We start from the raw sequence: 17525 nt of genomic DNA, 5'->3' as shown, positions 1-17525 counted from the left end.
GCCAGTTTTTGCTATAAAAATAGTAGCTTCCTGCGCGCATAAACAGGCGGCCTTGGCCCTGTTTTTCTGCTAATTCTCGTTTCCACCGGCCTGCGCAGCCGTTTCCGGCAAGGATCAGGCCAGCGGCGTTGCATTCCTGTAAAGGCGCAGCAGCATGCTGCGCAGCACCTTGACTTCTGCCGCGCTGAAGTCCGACAGGGCGACCGCTTCGTAGTGCTGCGCCAGGGGCACAATCTCGCGCGCCAGCGCCTGGCCGGCAGGACTCAGCGCAATACGCACGGAGCGGCCGTCGGTGTCGCATTTTTCGCGCACCACCAGGCCGAGCACCACCAGCCGGTCAACGATGCGGGACAGCGCCGACAAATCGGTTGCGATGTGCGCGGCCAGCTCGGACAGCGCCTGGTTCGGTGAATGCCGCAGCGATGCACAAACCCGCCACTCGCTCAGGCTGATGCCGAACGGTTTGAGTGCCTTGGCAAACGCATTGCCCATGCGTGCTCCGGCGCGGGCCAGCAGGAAGGGGATGGCCTTTTCAAGGTCGTGCTCGGTGTCTAGGGTTTTCATGGATTTTTGCTTGATTAATCAAGTATATAGTCGCCTTCAATTTACTTGATTAATCAAGTAAATGGCTGGTCCGGAAGAAAACATTCCGGCGTCGTTCTTTCATTGAAATCCAACATGACGGAGACAAACCCATGACATCCCCGATTGCAAGCGTTTTGACAAGGCGCACGGCCCTGGGCCTGGCGGTGGCGGCAATGAGCATGCTGCCGGTCGCGCAGGCGCAAACCCCGGCCGCCAAATGGCCGGCACAGCCTATCCGCTTTGTGGTGCCTTTCCCGGCCGGATCTGCTCCCGACGTGCTGATCCGTTTTGTCGGCATCAAGCTCACCGACAAATGGGGCCAGGCAGTGATTGTTGACAACAAGCCCGGCGGCAGCGGCGTGATCGGCATGAACGGCATCCTCAACTCGCCCGCCGACGGCAGCACGTTTGGCTTTGTACAGGGCTCGGCCATTTCAGTGGCGCCCAGCACCATCAAGGGTGTGAGTTATGACTTCAACCGCGACTTTGTGCCCGTCACCCTGGCCGCTGTCGCGCCTTTCATCCTGGCCGTGCCGGCCGACTCGCCTTACAAGACGCTTGCCGACTTTGTAGGCGCTGCCAAGGCCAAACCGAAGGGCATAGAAGTCGCCGACAACGGCCGCGGCACCGCGCCGCACCTGGCGTCGGCGTTGCTCGGGCTGCAGTCGGGCGCGCAATTCCTCGAGGTGCACTACCCTGGCGGCGCGCAGGCCATGCAGGCCACGCTGGGCGGGCAGACCAAGATGATGGTCGAGACCTACAACGTGGTGGCGGGCAATGTGCAGGGCGGCAAGATGCGCGTCCTGGCATCGATGGGCGATCGCGTCGAACCTGGCCTGGAGGCTTTCCCGCTGGCCAGCAAAACCGTGCCCGGTGCCGTCGCGCACGGCTGGTTTGCCGTGATTGCAAAAAAGGGCGTGGACCAGGCCGTACTCGCCAAACTCAACAAGGACATGGGCGACGCGCTGATGCTGCCCGACGTTGTGGCCAAGTCGCGCGAGCTGGGTGTTTATCCGCGGCCGGGCACGCCGGAGCAACTCGTGCAGTACATCAACGAGGACCGCAAGACCTGGCAGGGCGTTCTCGACAAACTCAACATCAAACCTGAATGAACATGAAAAACAAGATAGCGCTCGAAGAACATTTTGCGATTGACCTGACGATTGGTGATTCGCAGGTTTATGCCAGGCCTGAAGTCTGGGCCGGCCTTAAAAGCAATCTGCTTGATTTTGAGCAGCAGCGGCTGGACCAGATGAACGCGTGGGGCACTGAGTTTTCGATTCTGTCGCTCAATTCGCCGGCGGTGCAGGCCATTCCCGATACGCGCAGGGCCATTGAGGTTGCCATGCGGGCCAACGATGTGCTGGCCGAGCAGGTCAGGCGGCATCCGGCGCGTTTCGGCGGCTTTGCGGCGCTGCCCATGCAGAACCCCGATGCGGCCGCGCGCGAGCTTGAGCGCTGTGTCAAGGAACTGGGTTTCCACGGCTTTCTGGTGAACGGTTTTTCGCAGGTGGGTAATGCCGACACGGTTGTCTATTACGACGCACCGCAGTTTGCCGGTTTCTGGCAGGCGGCAGCCGCGCTGGGCAAGCCGTTTTACATGCATCCGCGCGACCCGCTGGCCAGCCGCGAGCCGATTTATGACGGCGCGCACTGGCTCACCGGGCCGACCTGGGCTTTTGCGATGGAAACCAGCATTCACACGCTGCGCCTGTTGTCCAGCGGCCTGTTTGACCGGCATCCCGAACTGCAGATGATCCTGGGCCACTTCGGAGAGGGGATTCCGTTCAATATCTGGCGGGTGGACCACATCCTGCGCAAGGGGCGACGCGGCATGCCGTGCGAAAAGGAAATCGGCGACTACCTGCGCAGCAATGTCCACCTCACCACCAGCGGCAACTTTCGCACGCCAACACTGCTGTCCAGCATGCTGGAGGTCGGCAGCGACCGCATCATGTACTCGGTGGACTATCCGTTCGAGAAACACGAGGACGCGGCACGCTGGTTCGACCGCTGCGAGATCAGCGAAAACGACCGCCAGAAGATTGGCCGCGACAACGCTCGCAAGCTGTTCGGCCTGGCCTGAGCGGGCTGGAGTGGGGTTCAGCATGCATACAGCTCAAAAAGACACACGCCCGGTGCTGGTGGCGGGCGGCGGCATTGGTGGCCTGGCAGCGGCGCTTGCATTGGTGCGCGAGGGTTATCGCGTCAAGGTCATCGAGCAATCAGCGCAGATCAGTGAAATCGGTGCAGGCATACAGCTAAGCCCGAATGCATTTGCCGCCTGCGATGCGCTGGGTGTGGGCGCCAACCTGCGCGCAAAGGCGGTTTACACCGAAGAGATGGTGATGTTTGACGCCATGGATGCCAGGCGTGTTGCGGGCATCTCGCTGGGTGAGGGCTTTCGCGGGCGCTTTGGCAATCCCTACGCGGTGATACATCGCGCAGACATACACGGCGCCTTGCTGGAGGGTGTGAATGCGGCAACGCAGGACATTGAATTCCTGACATCCACACGAATAGTCCGTGTTGACCAGACTGCGGAGGGCGTGCTGCTGACCGATGCCAAGGGCGGCCAGCATGAAGGCCAAGCCGTGATCGCCTGCGACGGCGTGCGCTCGGCCGTGCGCCAGCAGTACGTAGCAGACAACATACGGGTGTCCGGGCATGTGGTTTTCCGTGCCGTGATCGACACCGAAGACTTCCCCGCGGCGCTGCGCCGGACCGCGCCCTGCATCTGGGTGGGCCCCAACTGCCACCTGGTTCACTACCCGCTCAAGGATGGCGACAAGTACAACCTGGCCGTGACCTTTCACAGCGACAAGGCGGAGGCCTGGGGTGTCATGGATGGCGATGCCGCCGAAGTGCTGCGCTACTTCGCGGCAACCTGCGAGCAGCTGCAGCAGATATTGCGCATTCCCAAATCATGGAAACGCTGGTCCACCGCAGACCGCGACCCGATAGAGACCTGGGTATTTGGCCGTGCGGCATTGCTGGGTGATGCCGCGCACCCGATGGTGCAATACCTCGCGCAGGGTGCCTGCACGGCATGCGAGGACGCAGTGACCCTGGGCCGCGCGCTGCGTCATGCGGACGGTGACTGGGGCGAGGCACTGGCGTTGTATGAGCGCTCACGGGTTGCGCGAATGGCCCGTGTGGTGTTGTCGGCGCGCGAGATGGGCCGGATTTACCACGCCAAAGGCGTTGAGCGGCTGGTGCGCAACGACTTGTGGAAGGGCCGCACGCAGGCGCAGTTCTACGATGCGCTGGAATGGCTTTACGGCTGGAATGCCGACAACTGCCTGGCTACCGCCTGAACCTTTTTGCTATATAAATAATAGCTGCCTGCGCGCACAGGACGGCGGCCACAGGCAGGTTTAATGAAAATTTTGTGCCGGTTAACCGGCTGGAGCCGGCAGCGGCGGCAACCAGGCTTCGAGTTCACCTGTCAGCACTGCCAGGGGTTGCTCAAGCCTGTCCAGTGCCATGTCGATTTCGGCGCGAGGGCGTTGCTCCCGGATGGCGTGCTCGACAGCATCGGCGTGCGCCGGGATACCGGTTGCGCCTATGGTGCCCGACACACCTTTGAGGGTGTGGGCTATCCGCTGCGCCGTTGTCTGGTCCTGGGCATCCAGGGCGTCCCTGATGCTCTGGACGCAGTTCTTTTGCCCGGCCACGTACTTTCGCAGCATGGCGATGTACAGCGGCTTCTTGCCCATCATGCGGCCAAGGCCGGTGCGCACGTCAAGGCCGGCGATGGCTTCCGGCAGCTCGGTGCTGCCGGCGGGCGTTGTTTTGGCCTGTAGTGCATGCGGCGCTTCGCGCGGACGTATCCATTTCAGCAGCATGCGCCACAGGTCGTCGGGGTCCAGCGGTTTGGACAGGAAGTCGTTCATGCCCACGTCCATGCATTTGCGGCGGTCCTCGGCCATGGCATTGGCGGTCATGGCCACGATGGGCACGGTTTGCAGCCCGGGAAGGCGGCGGATGGCCGCAGTGGCGTCCAGGCCGTCCATGACGGGCATCTGCATGTCCATGAAGACCAGCTCATAGTCCTTGCGCTGCATCATGTCGAGTGCGATCTGGCCGTTTTCGGCGACCTCGACGACAAAACCCGCGTCGCCCAGCAGCTCGCTGGCGATCTGCTGGTTGATGTCGTTGTCTTCGGCCAGCAGGATGCGCGCGCCGCGCACCGGTGCAAGCTGTTGCAGGCTGTCCGTCGCGGCGGGGCCGCTGGTGCGGGCTTCCGGGCGGTGCCCGCCCAGCGCCTGCATGGTGGTGTCAAAGAGCATGGAAGGGTTGACCGGCTTGACCAGCACGTTGCTGATGCCGAGTGACTCGGCTTCCCTGATCATTTCCTCGCGTCCGTAGGCGCTCACCATCATCAGTATGGGTTCGGAGGCGAGACCCAGGGCGCGAATCTGCCGCGCAGCCTCCATCCCGTCCATGTGCGGCATGCGCCAGTCCAGGTAGACCACACGAAACGGCCGCCCGGCGGATTCCGCGGCACGCACCGCCGCCACGGCCGCCGCGCCCGACGATGCATCGGCAACCTCGAAGGTCATGCCCTCGAGCATGTCGCGCAGCACGCTGCGGGCATGGTCGTTGTCGTCCACCACCAATGCGCGGCACCCGCGCAGGTCCGGGTTGGGCAGCAGGACGCGTTTGGCCCGCTGGCTGATGCCCAGCCGCACCGTGAACCAGAAGTCGCTGCCCGAGCCGTAGTCGCTGCTGACACCGACCTCGCCGCCCATCAGGTTGGCGAGCTTTTTGGAGATGGCCAGGCCCAGGCCGGTGCCGCCGAACTTGCGTGTAGTGGAACTGTCGGCCTGGGAGAAGCTCTGGAAAAGCCTGGCTATCTGCTCTGCGGTCAGGCCTATGCCGGTGTCGCGCACCGAAAAGCGCAGCAACACGTCTTCGGCTGTGCGTTCGCAGACACTCGCCGAGATGATGACTTCGCCGCTGTCGGTGTACTTGACGGCGTTGTTGGCGTAATTGATCAGGATCTGGCCGACCCGCAGGGAATCACCGACCAGCATCTGCGGAACGTCGGGCGCAATGTCGAACACCAGTTCCAGTCCCTTGGCGCTGACTTTTTCGGTGATCAGGCTGGCGACGTTGTCCAGCACGCTGTCCATCTCGAAGTCAATCTGCTCGATCGTGAGTTTGCCCGCTTCCACTTTCGAGAAGTCGAGGATGTCGTTGATGATGCCCAGCAGGTGCTGGCCCGAGCTTTGCACCTTGCTGATGTAGTCGCGCTGGCGCGCCGTCAGGTCGGTCTTGAGCGCCAGGTGCGACATGCCGATGATGGCGTTCATGGGCGTGCGGATTTCGTGGCTCATGTTGGCCAGGAAATCGGACTTCATCTGCGTGGTTTCCTCGGCGATCTCCTTTGCCTGGCGGATCTCGTCTTCGGCCTTCTTGCGCTGCGTGATGCTGCGGCCTATGCCCATGATGCCGAGCAGGCGGCCATCCCGGTCCCGGAAGGGGGCCTTGACGGTCTCGAACAGTTCGCGCCGCCCGTCCTTGTAATCCACCCAGTGTTCACGCGCGCTTGTTTCCATGGTCGCCAGGATATGCCGGTCCAGCGCGGCCACCGTGTCGGCCCAGTCCCTGTCCAGCAGTTCGTGGTCGGTGCGGCCGACGATCGCACCGACCGGGTGGCCCACGAGCTCGGCAAAGGCCTCATTGCAGCCGAGGTAGACACCCTGCGGGTCTTTATAAAAAACCGGATCGGGGATGGCGTTGACCAGCGAGCGCATGGTGGCCTGCTCCCGCTGGGCCTGTTCGGTGGCTTTTTTCTGTTCGGTGATGTCCTTGAAGGTCGCCACGTGTACGGAGCGTTCCGCGTCCTTCGCCAGGAAAACACTGATTTCCACATCGATCAGCCGGCCGTCGCCGCAACGAAAGCGGCTTTCGAAGTTTTCAGGCCTTCCGGTCCGCTCCAGGTCGACCTTGAGCTGGCCCACTTTCTCGGAGGAGACATCGACGTCGAGCACGGATATGTCCATGCCGATGAATTCCTCGATACCGTAGCCGAGCTGGTCGCAGGCGGCCTTGTTGGCATAAACCACCAGTCGCCGCTCCGGGTCGAGCCAGAACAGCGGGCCTGAATTTTCCACCACAAGGCGGTTGAACAGGATTTTCCGCTCGGCATGGCTGCGCTCGGTGATGTCGCGGTAGTTGATGACCACGCCGGCCAGCTTGCCGTTGACCATGTGCGGGGCGATATAGCGCTCCACCAGCCGGCCATCCTTCATTTCTATCTCGTCGAAGACCTCGCTGTCGGGCGCCGCCTGCAATTCGGCCGCGCGCGCCAGGAACTGGGCCGGGTCTTTCACCAGGGATGCATGCAGGGCCAGCAGCGCCGGCTCCTGCCCCCGCGCCATCATCGCGGGCGACACCTCGCCCCACATTTCGGTGTACCTGGGGTTGTAGTACTTGGCGCCGCTGCGGAAATCGATGGCCAGCACGCCATCGGCGGCGAAATTGAGGGTGTTGTTCAGGAAGGCAAGCGAGGCATTCAGTTCCGTTATGCGCTGCTCCAGGGCCTGGTTGGCGGCGGCCAGGTCTTTTTCTGCATGCGAGGGACGCCCCAGCATTCGCTGCAGCGCGGGAAATCGGTCGAGGTGTTTTTTCACGGTGGCCTGGATGGGCTGGACGCGCTCAGGAGGCGAGCCGGTCTGCCATTTCACGCAGCTCCAGGGCCGCCGCAGCGCGGTCCGAACTGCTCATGTTGTCCAGATCCAGCCGCCGGCTGATGCCATCCAGTTCGCGCTGGAAGGCCTTGCGCATGTCGCCGGCGACCGCGGTGGCACGCACGGCATGCGCCGTGATCGGCTCTGAAAAACCCTTGGCATCAATCGACACGCACTGGTCGGCTTCTATCTCGTCGCGCACCAGCGCGTAGGTCTCGCCCGAAATCAGGATGCCGCCGGGCTCGGCAGCCTGTTCCAGCCGGGCCGCGAGGTTGACCTCGGGCCCGATGATGGTGTAGTCCATGCGCAGGTCGCTGCCGAAGTTGCCGACGTCGCAGAAGCCGGTGTTGATGCCTATGCGTATGCGAAAGGTCTTGCTGGGCCCCATGTCGCGCCACAGGTCCTGCAAACCCGCCATGCTGCGCTGCATGGCGATCGCCATCTTCACGCATTGCAGCGCGTCCTCCCGCACGCCGCGGCTGTGCGGGTCGCCGAAAAAAATCACCATCGCGTCGCCAATGAACTTGTCGACCGTGCCGCCGTACTCGGCCGCGATTCGCGACATCTCGGAGAAGTAGCTGTTCAGCAGGCGGGTGATGTCCTCGGGCTGCCACTTGGCGGTGGAGCCGGTGAAATCCTTGATGTCGGAGAAAAAGACCGTGAGTTTCTTGCGTTCGGTGTGGATTTCGGCCTGGTGCAGGCCATCGAACAGGGACTGGTAAACCTGCGGCGCAAGGTAGCGCGACAGTTTTTCGGACAGGGCCTGCAGGCGCCGGGCGTTGCCGCTGCGCTCCAGGTGCGACTGCACCCGGGCCAGCAGCAGCGGAGGGCTGATCGGCTTGGTGATGTAGTCGACGGCGCCGAGATCAAGGCCCAGCTGTTCTTCCTCTATGGTGCTCAGCGCCGTGAGGAAGATCACGGGGATGGTGGCGGTGGGCGGGTGCTGGCGGATGCGGCGCAGCACTTCGTAGCCGTCCATCTCCGGCATCATGATGTCCAGCAGGATCAGGTCGGGCTGTGCCTGCGACATGATGATGGCCAGAGCCTCCTTGCCCGACGAGGCCAGCAGCAGCTCGTACTTGTCTTCCAGCAGGCCCGTCATCAGGAACAGGTTGTCTTCGGTGTCGTCAACAACCAGCACGCGTAACAGTGGAGTGGTTGATGCGGCATCTGTCCGCTGGGGCCCTGCGGATGTCGGTGGTTGGCCTTGATTCATGGTGAGGACTCGAAAGGTGCGGGCAGCTATGGCGGTGTGCCCATGAAACCATTGATTCGGTTCAATCGGATTGGAGGGACTTTATCATTTAAATTAACAAAATTGATTGAATTAATCTCGCTTGCGCGTGCCGGTTAAATTCTCCAAATATTGTCATCATTTGCTGATAAGGACGTCGATGCCCGGCCTGTGTGTTGCGCCCGCTCACCAGTACGTTGCGCGGCTTTGAGCCGCTGCATGGATGCATGTTGTCAAGCGCTTGCAAACTGGTGTACTGCTATATTTGCGCGAGGGGCTGCCGGATGGCCTCCCGCCCGTTTTCCTTTCCTCCATGGCCCTTCATGACTACCGTCGTTTTTGCTGATCTCGTTGGCAGCACCAGCATGTTTGAGCGCCTGGGGGATGAGGCAGCGTCGCGATTCGTCACCCAACTGATTGGCGTGCTGAGCCAGGTGTTCGAACAGCAGCAGGGCCGGGTGGTCAAGGTGCTGGGTGACGGCCTCTTTGTGGTGTTCCCCAACGAGGGGGATGCGTTGGTGGCCTGCATCAATATCCAGAAGCGGCTTCTTGAGAACCCCATTCACCCGGGCGGCACTGGTGCGCCTGTGCAGATGCAGATAGGCATTGATTCGGGTGAGGTGGTGGAAATCAATGGCGACTGCTTTGGCGACACTGTCAATTCCGCTGCGCGCCTGGCCGACCTTGCGGGTGCGGCGCAAATCCTCACCACCGAAAATGTCTGGGCGGCCCTGCTGCCGGTTCAACGTACGTCATTGCGCAGCATGGGGCCCATGTACCTGCGCGGCAGGGCACAGGCCAGCCATGTCTACCGGGTGGAATGGCAAACCGGGCGCGATGAAGATGCGACCATGGCCGGGCGTTCCATGTTCTCCGTGCAGCGGCCGGTTTTCCTTGAACTGGTGTTTGGCGGCAAGGCCGTCAGGCTGGACTCAAAAAGCGGCCGCTTGTCCCTTGGCCGGGCGGCCGATGCCGCGCTGTCGGTCAACGATCCGCGTGTCTCCAGGGTGCATGCCACGCTGGAGTGGCGCGGCGGGCAATTTGTGCTGACGGATGCCTCCAGCTTTGGCACATGGGTCTACCTGGGCAACCAGAGTGAGGCCGTGGTGCTGCGCCGCACCGAGTGTTACCTGGTGGGCAGCGGCCAGATTGTGCCGGGCTGCGAGCAGGGGGATGACCAGGCGCCGCTGATTGCGTTTTCCATCAAAAACTGAAAGCTGCAGGCCTCAGGCGGCCGGCCCCCCTGGGGGAGGGGGATATGTCTGGGCCGCTGCCCCAATCAGGGTTGACCAGCCCGCCGCAGCCATGCTGTGCACGCTAAAATTGCCGGTCTCAAGATGTTCCCCCGACCGGCCTGACGCCCCGGTCTCACCCCGGCTATCCCCTATCCCTCATGAGTCTCAAGAAGCTTGGCCGATACGATCTCATCCGCGTGCTGGGCAAGGGCGCCATGGGGCTGGTGTATGAGGGGCGCGATCCCAACCTTGACCGCCGCGTGGCGATCAAGACCATCAAGGTTGAAAACCTGTCGGACGAGTCAGCCGCCGAATACGAGGTGCGGTTTCGCACCGAGGCCCGCTCTGCCGCGCGCCTGCAGCACCCGAATATTGTCAGTGTGTACGACTCGGACCGCGATGGCGACATCGCCTTCCTGGTCATGGAATTCATCCAGGGCGACGACCTCAAGCACCACCTGGACAAGGGTGAGCTGTACACGCTGGAGCAGACCCTGGGCATCATGGGCGACCTGCTGTCGGCGCTGGACTATGCGCATCGGCAAAACATCGTTCACCGCGATATCAAGCCCGCCAACCTGTTGATGGAGTCCGATGGACGCGTGAAGCTGACGGACTTTGGCGTGGCCCGCATCCAGGACTCGGGCGAAGCCACCCGGACGCAGGGCTCCATTGTGGGGACGCTCAAGTACATGTCGCCGGAGCAGTTGCAGGGCCGGCCCATCGACGCGCGGGCCGACCTGTTTGCGGCCGGTGTTGTGCTGTACCAGTTGCTCACCGGCAAGCGGCCCTTTGATGGCGACACCGACTTTGCCGTCATCCAGAAAATCGTCGCCCACAACCCGGAGGCGGCCACCTCGTACAACCCCAAATTGCCACCCGCAATTGATGCCGTGGTGGCACGGGCCCTGGCCAAGGCGCGTGACCAGCGCTTTGCGACGGCGCAGGAATTCTCCGCAGCATTGCAGGCGGCATGCCGGGAAGCGGCCGATGCCACGGTGGTACCGCCGGCCAGCTCAAACGGGCAGGGCGGCAATGCCACCTGGACCGCCACCCTGATGGCCGGGGAGTCACTGGTGAGTTCGCAATCGGGAACCAGCAGCAGTGCATCCACCGTGACACAGGAAGTGGAACTGGTCTACTGGAAAGACATCAAGGATTCGGACGACGTTGAAGACATCCAGGGTTTCCTGGCCAAGTTCCCGTCGGGTATTTATGCCGACCTGGCGCGTCGCCGCCTGAAGAAACTGGGAGTGTTGCCCGATGGCGATGATTCCGGTGTGGGTTCGCGGCCCGGTACTGTCACCCAGCTCAATCCCGGCCTGGCCGCCCAAATGGAAGAAACCGTGCTTATGCCGAAAGCGGATGCGGCGGACCGGCAGGCGCTTGAGGCGACTGTGGCGCAATTCGCTGCTGCAGCAAGCCTTGCGGACGATGCGGAGGCGACGCGGCTGGGTGTGCTCCCACCTGCAGCCGGCGTTCCAGCACCGCCACAACAAGCTTCTCCGGCAACGGCAACGTCAAGACCAGCCAGGCCGAAGGCCATGGTTTTTGCAATCGCAGGTGCTGTGGTCCTCGCTGTGGCCGGTATTGCCTTCAAGCTGTTCCCGGGGCCGGGTCCGGCCGGTCCGGTTTCAGCAACCGGGGGGCCGGCATCGGCTGTTGCTGGCGATGCATCCCTTGCTGCACCTGGCGCCATGGCGGCTGAACCCGTGAAAGAGGCCGCCATGGTCCCGGCCGTGGCGATTGCCGCATCCGCACCGGCGCTGGCGGCGTCCAGAACGGCCGCTGCGGCGAGTGCAGCCGCCGCCAAAAAAGCAGCAAGCGACAAGGACAAGCTGGCCAAACAGGCGCCGGCAAAAGCTGTACCCGTGACAGCGGCAGCGGCAGCGGCCACAACCGCCGCCGAGCACGCCGCGCCAGCGGCTCCTGCCAGCCCGCGGCAGGCCTGCGAAGACCGCATGCTTCTGGGCTTTCAGATCTGCATGGCCGAGCAATGTGCCAAACCGGCGTTTGTCAATCACGCGATCTGTGTGGAGCGCCGCGCCATGGAGCAGCAGCGCCGCGAGGCCGACCGCATACGTTGATTATTGCTATGAAAAAGATAGCTGGTTGCGCTTGATATAAGCCGGCTACAGGCCTTTTTCCTTGATATTTTCATCATTCCAGCGGGTCGGCCGGCGCTGCGCCAGCTGTTCGCGCTCCTGCGCCATCTGCTCTTCCAGTTGCAGCCGCCCCTGCGTGGCCACCGCTATGAGTTTGCTGCGGTCCTTGCGGTGCGGGTACATGCGCTCGAACAGCTCGATATTGTGCTGGCGAAAACGCATGGCGGTCTGCCTCGCCTCGTGCGGAGGCTGGCCCAGCAGCTCAAGCACGGTGCGGGCGCTGCGCAGGCTGGACTCGAAGACCTCGCGTTCGACATGCGTCACGCCGCGGTCGCGCAGGGCATTCCAGTGTGTCACGTCGCGTGCCCTGGCGACGATCTGCAACTGCGGGAAGTTCTCCCTGACCAGGTCCACAATTTTTATGGACTGCTCCACGTCATCCACTGCCAGCACCAGTATTTTTGCCGTGGCGGCACCGGCGGTGCGCAGCAGGTCCAGCCGCGTGGCGTCGCCGTAAAACACGCGGTAGCCGAAGCTGCGCACGGTTTCAATCATGTCGGCATCGTGGTCCAGCACGGTGGCCGACATGCCCTGCGCCGACAGCATGCGGCCTATGATCTGGCCGTAGCGGCCGAAGCCGGCAATGATGATCGGCTCCTGCTGCTGCTCTGAAATTTCTTCCAGTTGCGGTCCGCGGTGTTTTGCATAACGCGGCAACAGCAGCTTGTCGACGGCGATCAGCAGCAGCGGACTGAGCAGCATGGACAGCGCCACGGCGCCTATCAGCAGCGAGGCCGTGTCGTTGGAGAACACATTGGCCCCGGCTGCCGCCTGGAACACCACAAAGGCAAACTCACCGCCCTGCGCCAGCAGCACGGCAAACACCGGGCGCTCCTGGTAGGGCAGCTTCATGAGGCGGGCCAGGCCGTAAATCACGACCAGCTTCAGGCCCAGAAAACCCAGCAGTATGGCCAGCATCAGTCCCGGGGACTTCATGAGCACGCCGAAATCAATGCTCATGCCCACGGCAATGAAAAACAGGCCCAGCAGCAGGCCCTTGAAGGGCTCGATATCGGTTTCCAGTTCGCGCCGGTATTCGCTTTCCGCCAGCAGCACACCGGCAAGAAAGGCCCCCAGCGCCATCGACAGGCCGACGAACTGCATCAGCGCGGCGATGCCGACGACCAGCAGCAGCGAGGCGGCGGTGAAGATTTCGGGCGTGCCGCTGTTGGCAATCCAGCGCAGCAGCGGACGCAGCAGCAGCCTGCCGCCGAGGATGATGGCGCCTATGACTGCTACGGTTTTTATAGCTTCCAGCGCGCGGTGTGTATGGGTTACAGCTTCATTGTCGCCAGCCATCATGCCCAGGAGCGGCAGCAGCGCCAGAATCGGGATCGCGGCCACGTCCTGGAACAGCAGGATGGAAAACCCGGCCTGCCCGCTGGACGTGGGCATCAGGTTGCGCTCGCCAATCGCCTGCAGGGCAATCGCGGTGGACGACAGGGCCAGGCCCAGGCCGGCCACCAGCGAGGTTTGCCAGCTCACGCCAAAAGCCATGGCGACACCCGTGAGGATGGCGGCGCAAGCCATCATCTGGGCGCTGCCCCAGCCGAAAATGGGCCGGCGCAGGTTCCACAGGCGTTTGGGTTCCAGCTCCAGGCCCACGAGGAACAGCATCAGCACCACGCCGAATTCGGCGAAGTGAAGGATGTCCTGCACATTGGTGACCAGGCCCAGGCCCCAGGGGCCTATGCCAATGCCCGCCGCCAGGTAACCAATGATGGAGCCCAGGCCGAGCTTTTTGGCCAGGGGTACGGCAATCACTGCCGCGGAAAGATAGATAAAGCTGTTGATCAGCCAGGCCGGCGCATGGGTCATATGGCCCCCACGCTTTTCACTTCGTGTAATGCGCTGCCCCCCGAGGGGGCTGTGCTTGCTTGGGGCGGCCCGTCGCTGCGCACGGCCGTCCCGGTATTTGTCTTGTCGTTTTCAACAGGCCGGTCATTGATGGGCACCACACAAGCCGTGCATTGTTCGATTTCATCCATCTCGGGCCAGTCGGGGTAGCTTTGCAGGCGCTGGCGGAAGGTCTCCAGGTGCCGGGCAATCACGTCCGGCCCTACGCTGTGCGCACCATGAAGGATCAGCGGCGGCAAAAAACGCATGCCGCACAAGGCGGCGGTTTGCTCGTACGGCGGCAGGAACGCGTCAAAGAAATAGTGGTTGTAGCCCTGCGGGTGGTAAGAAGCCTCGGGCCCGCCGGTGGTGGCGACCAGCCACAAATCCTTGCCTTGCAGCATGTCGCCGCCTTTGCCGTAGGCCCAGCCGTAGGTCAGCACGTCGTCCAGCCAGAGCTTTTGCAGGGCGGGCATGGAGTACCACTGTATCGGGTGCAGCAGTACCACCAGGCTGGCCCTGGCCAGTGCAGCCTGCTCCTTGGCCACGTCAATGGCGTAGTCGGGATAGCTTGAATACAGGTCCTGCACCTGCACGCGCGGCAGGGCCTGCGCGGCCGCCATCAGGGGGCGGTTGACCCGTGACTCGCGCCAGGCCGGGTGGGCCGCGATGACATAGATGTCGGTTTCTGCAGGGAGGCCGGGGGCTGTTGTGTCGTTTGTGGGAAAGCTTGCCATGCCGTTACCATAGCGGAAAAGTCGACTTTAAACACCAGAGGAGATTCGTATGCCCGTGGTTGTGATCGCCAATCCCAAGGGAGGTGTCGGCAAATCGACGCTGGCCACCAATGTTGCCGGCTACTTTGCCAGCCAGGGCCATGCCGTCATGCTGGGGGATGCGGACAGGCAACAGTCTTCCAGGCTTTGGCTGGGCCTGCGCCCGCCGGCCGCCAGGCCGGTCTCCACCTGGGATGTGAATGCCGACCTGATCGTCAAGCCGCCCAAGGGCACAACCCATGTGGTGCTGGACACCCCCGGCGGCCTGCATGGCTGGCGTTTCAATGACGTGATCAAGCTGGCCGACAAGGTGATCGTGCCCCTGCAGCCCAGCGTATTCGATATTTTCCCGACGCGGGCATTCCTTGACCAACTGGCCGAGCATCGCCATGCAGGCAAGATGCAGGTCGGCATTGTGGGCATGCGTGTCGATTCACGCACGATTGCGGCTGAAAAATTGCGCGCATTTGTGGAAGGTCTTGGCCTGCCGGTGCTGGGTTATGTGCGGGACACGCAGAACTACATCCACCTTGCGGCGCGGGGCCTGAGCCTTTTCGACGTCGCGCCCAGCCGGGTCGAGAAGGACCTGGAGCAGTGGCAGGGTATCTGCAAATGGCTTGATGAGTAGGCCGGTTGTGCCGGGGCCAGGCTTGTCGCTGATCCGACAAGAGCGTGCCGCAGATGCCGCTAAAGTCAGGGCATGAAAACCTTTCAAACCATCGCCGAGCTGGCCGCATGCACCGGCCAGGAAGTAGCTGTCAGTGACTGGACCACGGTGACGCAGCAGCAGGTCAACCTGTTCGCCGATGCCACGGATGACCACCAGTGGATTCACGTAGACCCTGAAAGAGCCGCTGCCGGGCCCTTCGGTGCGCCGATTGCGCATGGGTTTTTGACCCTGTCGCTGATCCCGAAGTTTTTCGAATCCTCGTTTGAGGTGATCGGCTCGCGCATGGGCGTGAACTACGGCCTGAACAAGGTGCGATTTACCGCGCCCGTGCCGGTAGGCAGCCGTTTGCGGGCCCGCATGAAGTTGCTGGCGGCCGAGCCGGTTGACAACGAAGGTGTCCAGATGACCTGGGCCGTGACGGTGGAGCGGGAGGGCTCGGCCAGGCCGGTGTGCGTCGCTGAATCGCTGGTGCGGCACTATCCCTGAAGGGGGTAAATAGGGTTAACAGTCCCTATATCTTTGCCAGCTGGCTGGCCGGCAACCAGCCTTCAAACACATGGACCAGGCTGTTGATGCGTTCGGCAGCGACGCTCTGGCTGTGCGTCTGCGCAATGCACTGGTGCAGATCGCTGCGCAGCAACCACAGGTCGACCGGGGTTTGCGCCGTGTTGATTTTGTAGATCATCCGCTGTGCACGCATGTCCTTGCAGTCGTGCAAAGTCCCGTGAAGGCAGCGCCGGATTTCATCTATGGGGAGTTGTTTGCCGGCTCCCGATTCGGATGCGGCGGGCACAGGCGTGCCAAAAATACGCTGGATGACCATATTCACAGAGGGCTCCCGCAGTCTTGTGAACCGAGAGGATTTTTTAAGGTTGCGCAGAACTGGCCGGGTGTCGGCCGTTCGCGCGGCGAAAGATGGATTCTAGGGTTTTCCCTAGGTTTGGACAAGCCGTGATTCGGGTTGCACCCTTCCCGGCTGTCGCCTTGGCGACGCATGTGGTTGGCGGCAGGCCGGTGCCTGTTCAGCTTCCCGAGAGATTGCCGGCCCCGCCAAAGCCGTTTTGCCGCCAGGCCTCAAACACCGTCACGGCCACGGTGTTGGACAGGTTCAGGCTGCGCTGGCCGGGCTGCATGGGCGCCTTGAGGCGTTGCGCTGCCGCAAACGATTCCCGCACCTCAGGTGCCAGCCCCCGGGTTTCGGCACCAAACACCAGCCAGTCGCCGGGCAGGAAAACCGCGTTGTACAAATTGCGCGAGCCCTGCGTGGTCATGGCAAACCTGCGCCCGGGCGGGGGCTGCTCGCTGTCCAGCAGGGCCTGCCAGCTGGCGTGGCGCAGCACCTGGGCGTACTCGTGGTAGTCCAGTCCGGCACGCCGCATGTGCTTGTCGTCCATTGAAAACCCCAGCGGCTCCACCAGGTGCAGGCGGCAACCGGTGTTGGCGGCCAGGCGAATCACGTTGCCGGTGTTGGGCGGGATTTCGGGTTCGACCAGGACAATATTGAACATCAGGAAAAAGGTGAGGTGAGGAACAAGCGCAAAGAGCACGGATTCTAGGTTGCTGCCGTGCGTGCGATGGCCAGGCCTGTGACGTGGGCCGCGCCCGCCGTTCGCAGGATCTGCGCAGCAGTGAACAGCGAGGCGCCGCTGGTGATCACGTCGTCGACCAGCATGACACGCCGTCCGGCCAGGACCGGCACGCGCAGCGGGTCCACCTGGAACGCCCCCCTGACGTTGGCGAGCCGGGCGTCGCGCTGCAATTCGGTTTGCGGCCGGGTGTGTTTTACCCGCAGCAGCAGGCAGGCATCGGCCTTTGCTGCGCTGCCGGACTGCCGGGCCAGCGCGCGGGCCAGTTCCCAGGCCTGGTTGAATCCGCGTGACTGCAAACGCTGGTCCGACAAAGGCATGGGAAGAATGAGGTCACCGGCCTGCAAGGCATCGAATGCCTGTTGCACACCGGGGGCCTGCAGCAACAGCTCCGCAAAAAAAGGCGCCCAACCCGGGCGCTCGCCGAATTTGTAGCGGGTGATCAGCTCTGACCACGGGTATGAATAGGGCACTGCCACCAGCGTGGCATCCAGTGGCGGGTGCTGCTTGATGCAGCCAGCGCACAGGCCGGGTGGGCTTCTCAAACCCATGGACAAATCTGCCGGCAGGGCGAGCGCACAGGCCCGGCAGCGCAGGACCGGGGCTGCAAAGCGGGCAATGCAGGGGGCGCAAACCTGGCGCGCGGGCCAGCTGCGGCACACCGCGCATTGGCTGATGCGCAGGGGCAGCGTGAAATCAGGTTTTATGGCGGCGTTGAGCAGGCGTTGGAGCACGGTGTC

General features: G+C 62.8%; 15 protein-coding genes. 7 read left to right on the top strand and 8 right to left on the bottom strand.

All coding sequences use genetic code 11. From position 1 onward, the window contains the following. Positions 1 to 114: 114 nt before the first annotated feature. Positions 115 to 564: a MarR family winged helix-turn-helix transcriptional regulator gene (locus tag ACFQND_RS14920; RefSeq protein ID WP_371436688.1), complete on the bottom strand. Its 450-nt coding sequence runs from the start codon at positions 562 to 564 to the stop codon at positions 115 to 117. A gap of 131 nt (positions 565 to 695) precedes the next feature. Between ACFQND_RS14920 and ACFQND_RS14915 the strand changes: the two genes are divergently transcribed. From ACFQND_RS14915 to ACFQND_RS14905, 3 genes are read left to right on the top strand one after another with little or no spacing between them, the layout of a single operon-like run. Further along, a complete protein-coding gene (locus ACFQND_RS14915) occupies positions 696 to 1697 on the top strand; it encodes a Bug family tripartite tricarboxylate transporter substrate binding protein (protein WP_371436687.1) in 1002 nt (333 codons plus the stop codon). A 2-nt stretch (positions 1698 to 1699) separates the two neighbouring features. Continuing rightward, a complete protein-coding gene (locus tag ACFQND_RS14910) occupies positions 1700 to 2671 on the top strand; it encodes an amidohydrolase family protein (RefSeq protein WP_371436686.1) in 972 nt (323 codons plus the stop codon). A gap of 22 nt (positions 2672 to 2693) precedes the next feature. After that, entirely contained in the window at positions 2694 to 3902 is a 1209-nt protein-coding gene (locus ACFQND_RS14905) for a 3-hydroxybenzoate 6-monooxygenase (protein ID WP_371436685.1), read from the top strand. Between the two features lie 81 nt (positions 3903 to 3983). On the opposite strand, the gene ACFQND_RS14900 is transcribed toward ACFQND_RS14905, so the two are convergent. Together ACFQND_RS14900 and ACFQND_RS14895 are read right to left on the bottom strand one after the other, a co-directional pair. After that, positions 3984 to 7280 carry a PAS domain-containing hybrid sensor histidine kinase/response regulator gene (locus ACFQND_RS14900; protein ID WP_371436684.1) on the bottom strand — a complete coding sequence of 1099 codons (3297 nt, stop codon included), beginning with the start codon at positions 7278 to 7280 and terminating at the stop codon, positions 3984 to 3986. Then, positions 7252 to 8499 (bottom strand): adenylate/guanylate cyclase domain-containing protein, encoded by a 1248-nt coding sequence (locus ACFQND_RS14895; protein ID WP_371436683.1) that lies wholly within the window; start codon positions 8497 to 8499, stop codon positions 7252 to 7254. Before ACFQND_RS14895 ends, ACFQND_RS14900 begins: the two co-directional genes overlap by 29 nt. A gap of 341 nt (positions 8500 to 8840) precedes the next feature. On the opposite strand from ACFQND_RS14895, the gene ACFQND_RS14890 reads away from it, so the two are divergent. Then, positions 8841 to 9731, top strand: coding sequence for an adenylate/guanylate cyclase domain-containing protein (locus ACFQND_RS14890; RefSeq protein WP_371436682.1), 891 nt, complete (start codon positions 8841 to 8843; stop codon positions 9729 to 9731). A gap of 179 nt (positions 9732 to 9910) precedes the next feature. Next, entirely contained in the window at positions 9911 to 11839 is a 1929-nt protein-coding gene (locus ACFQND_RS14885; protein WP_371436681.1) for a serine/threonine-protein kinase, read from the top strand. A 45-nt stretch (positions 11840 to 11884) separates the two neighbouring features. Here the strand turns inward: ACFQND_RS14885 and kefC are convergent, their stop codons facing one another. Beyond that, positions 11885 to 13735 (bottom strand): glutathione-regulated potassium-efflux system protein KefC, encoded by a 1851-nt coding sequence (kefC, locus tag ACFQND_RS14880; protein WP_371436680.1) that lies wholly within the window; start codon positions 13733 to 13735, stop codon positions 11885 to 11887. Beyond that, positions 13732 to 14490 carry a glutathione-regulated potassium-efflux system oxidoreductase KefF gene (kefF, locus tag ACFQND_RS14875; protein ID WP_371436679.1) on the bottom strand — a complete coding sequence of 253 codons (759 nt, stop codon included), beginning with the start codon at positions 14488 to 14490 and terminating at the stop codon, positions 13732 to 13734. The genes kefC and kefF overlap by 4 nt, the downstream gene beginning before the upstream one ends. Positions 14491 to 14539: 49 nt before the next feature. Between kefF and ACFQND_RS14870 the strand changes: the two genes are divergently transcribed. Both ACFQND_RS14870 and ACFQND_RS14865 read left to right on the top strand, forming a co-directional pair. Further along, the gene (locus ACFQND_RS14870; RefSeq protein WP_371436678.1) at positions 14540 to 15157 is read left to right on the top strand and encodes a ParA family protein; all 618 of its coding nucleotides are present in this window, start codon (positions 14540 to 14542) and stop codon (positions 15155 to 15157) included. 72 nt (positions 15158 to 15229) lie between these two features. Beyond that, positions 15230 to 15685: a MaoC family dehydratase gene (locus ACFQND_RS14865; RefSeq protein WP_371436677.1), complete on the top strand. Its 456-nt coding sequence runs from the start codon at positions 15230 to 15232 to the stop codon at positions 15683 to 15685. Positions 15686 to 15710: 25 nt separating this feature from the next. On the opposite strand, the gene ACFQND_RS14860 is transcribed toward ACFQND_RS14865, so the two are convergent. From ACFQND_RS14860 to ACFQND_RS14850, 3 genes are all read right to left on the bottom strand, one after another. Next, a complete protein-coding gene (locus ACFQND_RS14860; protein WP_371436676.1) occupies positions 15711 to 16028 on the bottom strand; it encodes a hypothetical protein in 318 nt (105 codons plus the stop codon). Between the two features lie 193 nt (positions 16029 to 16221). Then, positions 16222 to 16707: a tRNA (cytidine(34)-2'-O)-methyltransferase gene (locus ACFQND_RS14855; protein ID WP_371436675.1), complete on the bottom strand. Its 486-nt coding sequence runs from the start codon at positions 16705 to 16707 to the stop codon at positions 16222 to 16224. A 44-nt stretch (positions 16708 to 16751) separates the two neighbouring features. Further along, positions 16752 to 17519 (bottom strand): ComF family protein, encoded by a 768-nt coding sequence (locus ACFQND_RS14850; RefSeq protein WP_371436674.1) that lies wholly within the window; start codon positions 17517 to 17519, stop codon positions 16752 to 16754. Positions 17520 to 17525 lie beyond the last annotated feature (6 nt).

It is taken from the genome of Polaromonas aquatica (assembly GCF_042659145.1).
Lineage (GTDB): Bacteria > Pseudomonadota > Gammaproteobacteria > Burkholderiales > Burkholderiaceae_C > Polaromonas > Polaromonas aquatica.
The sequence above is the reverse complement of the archived record's forward strand: the minus strand, read 5'-3'. Positions and strand labels throughout refer to the sequence as shown.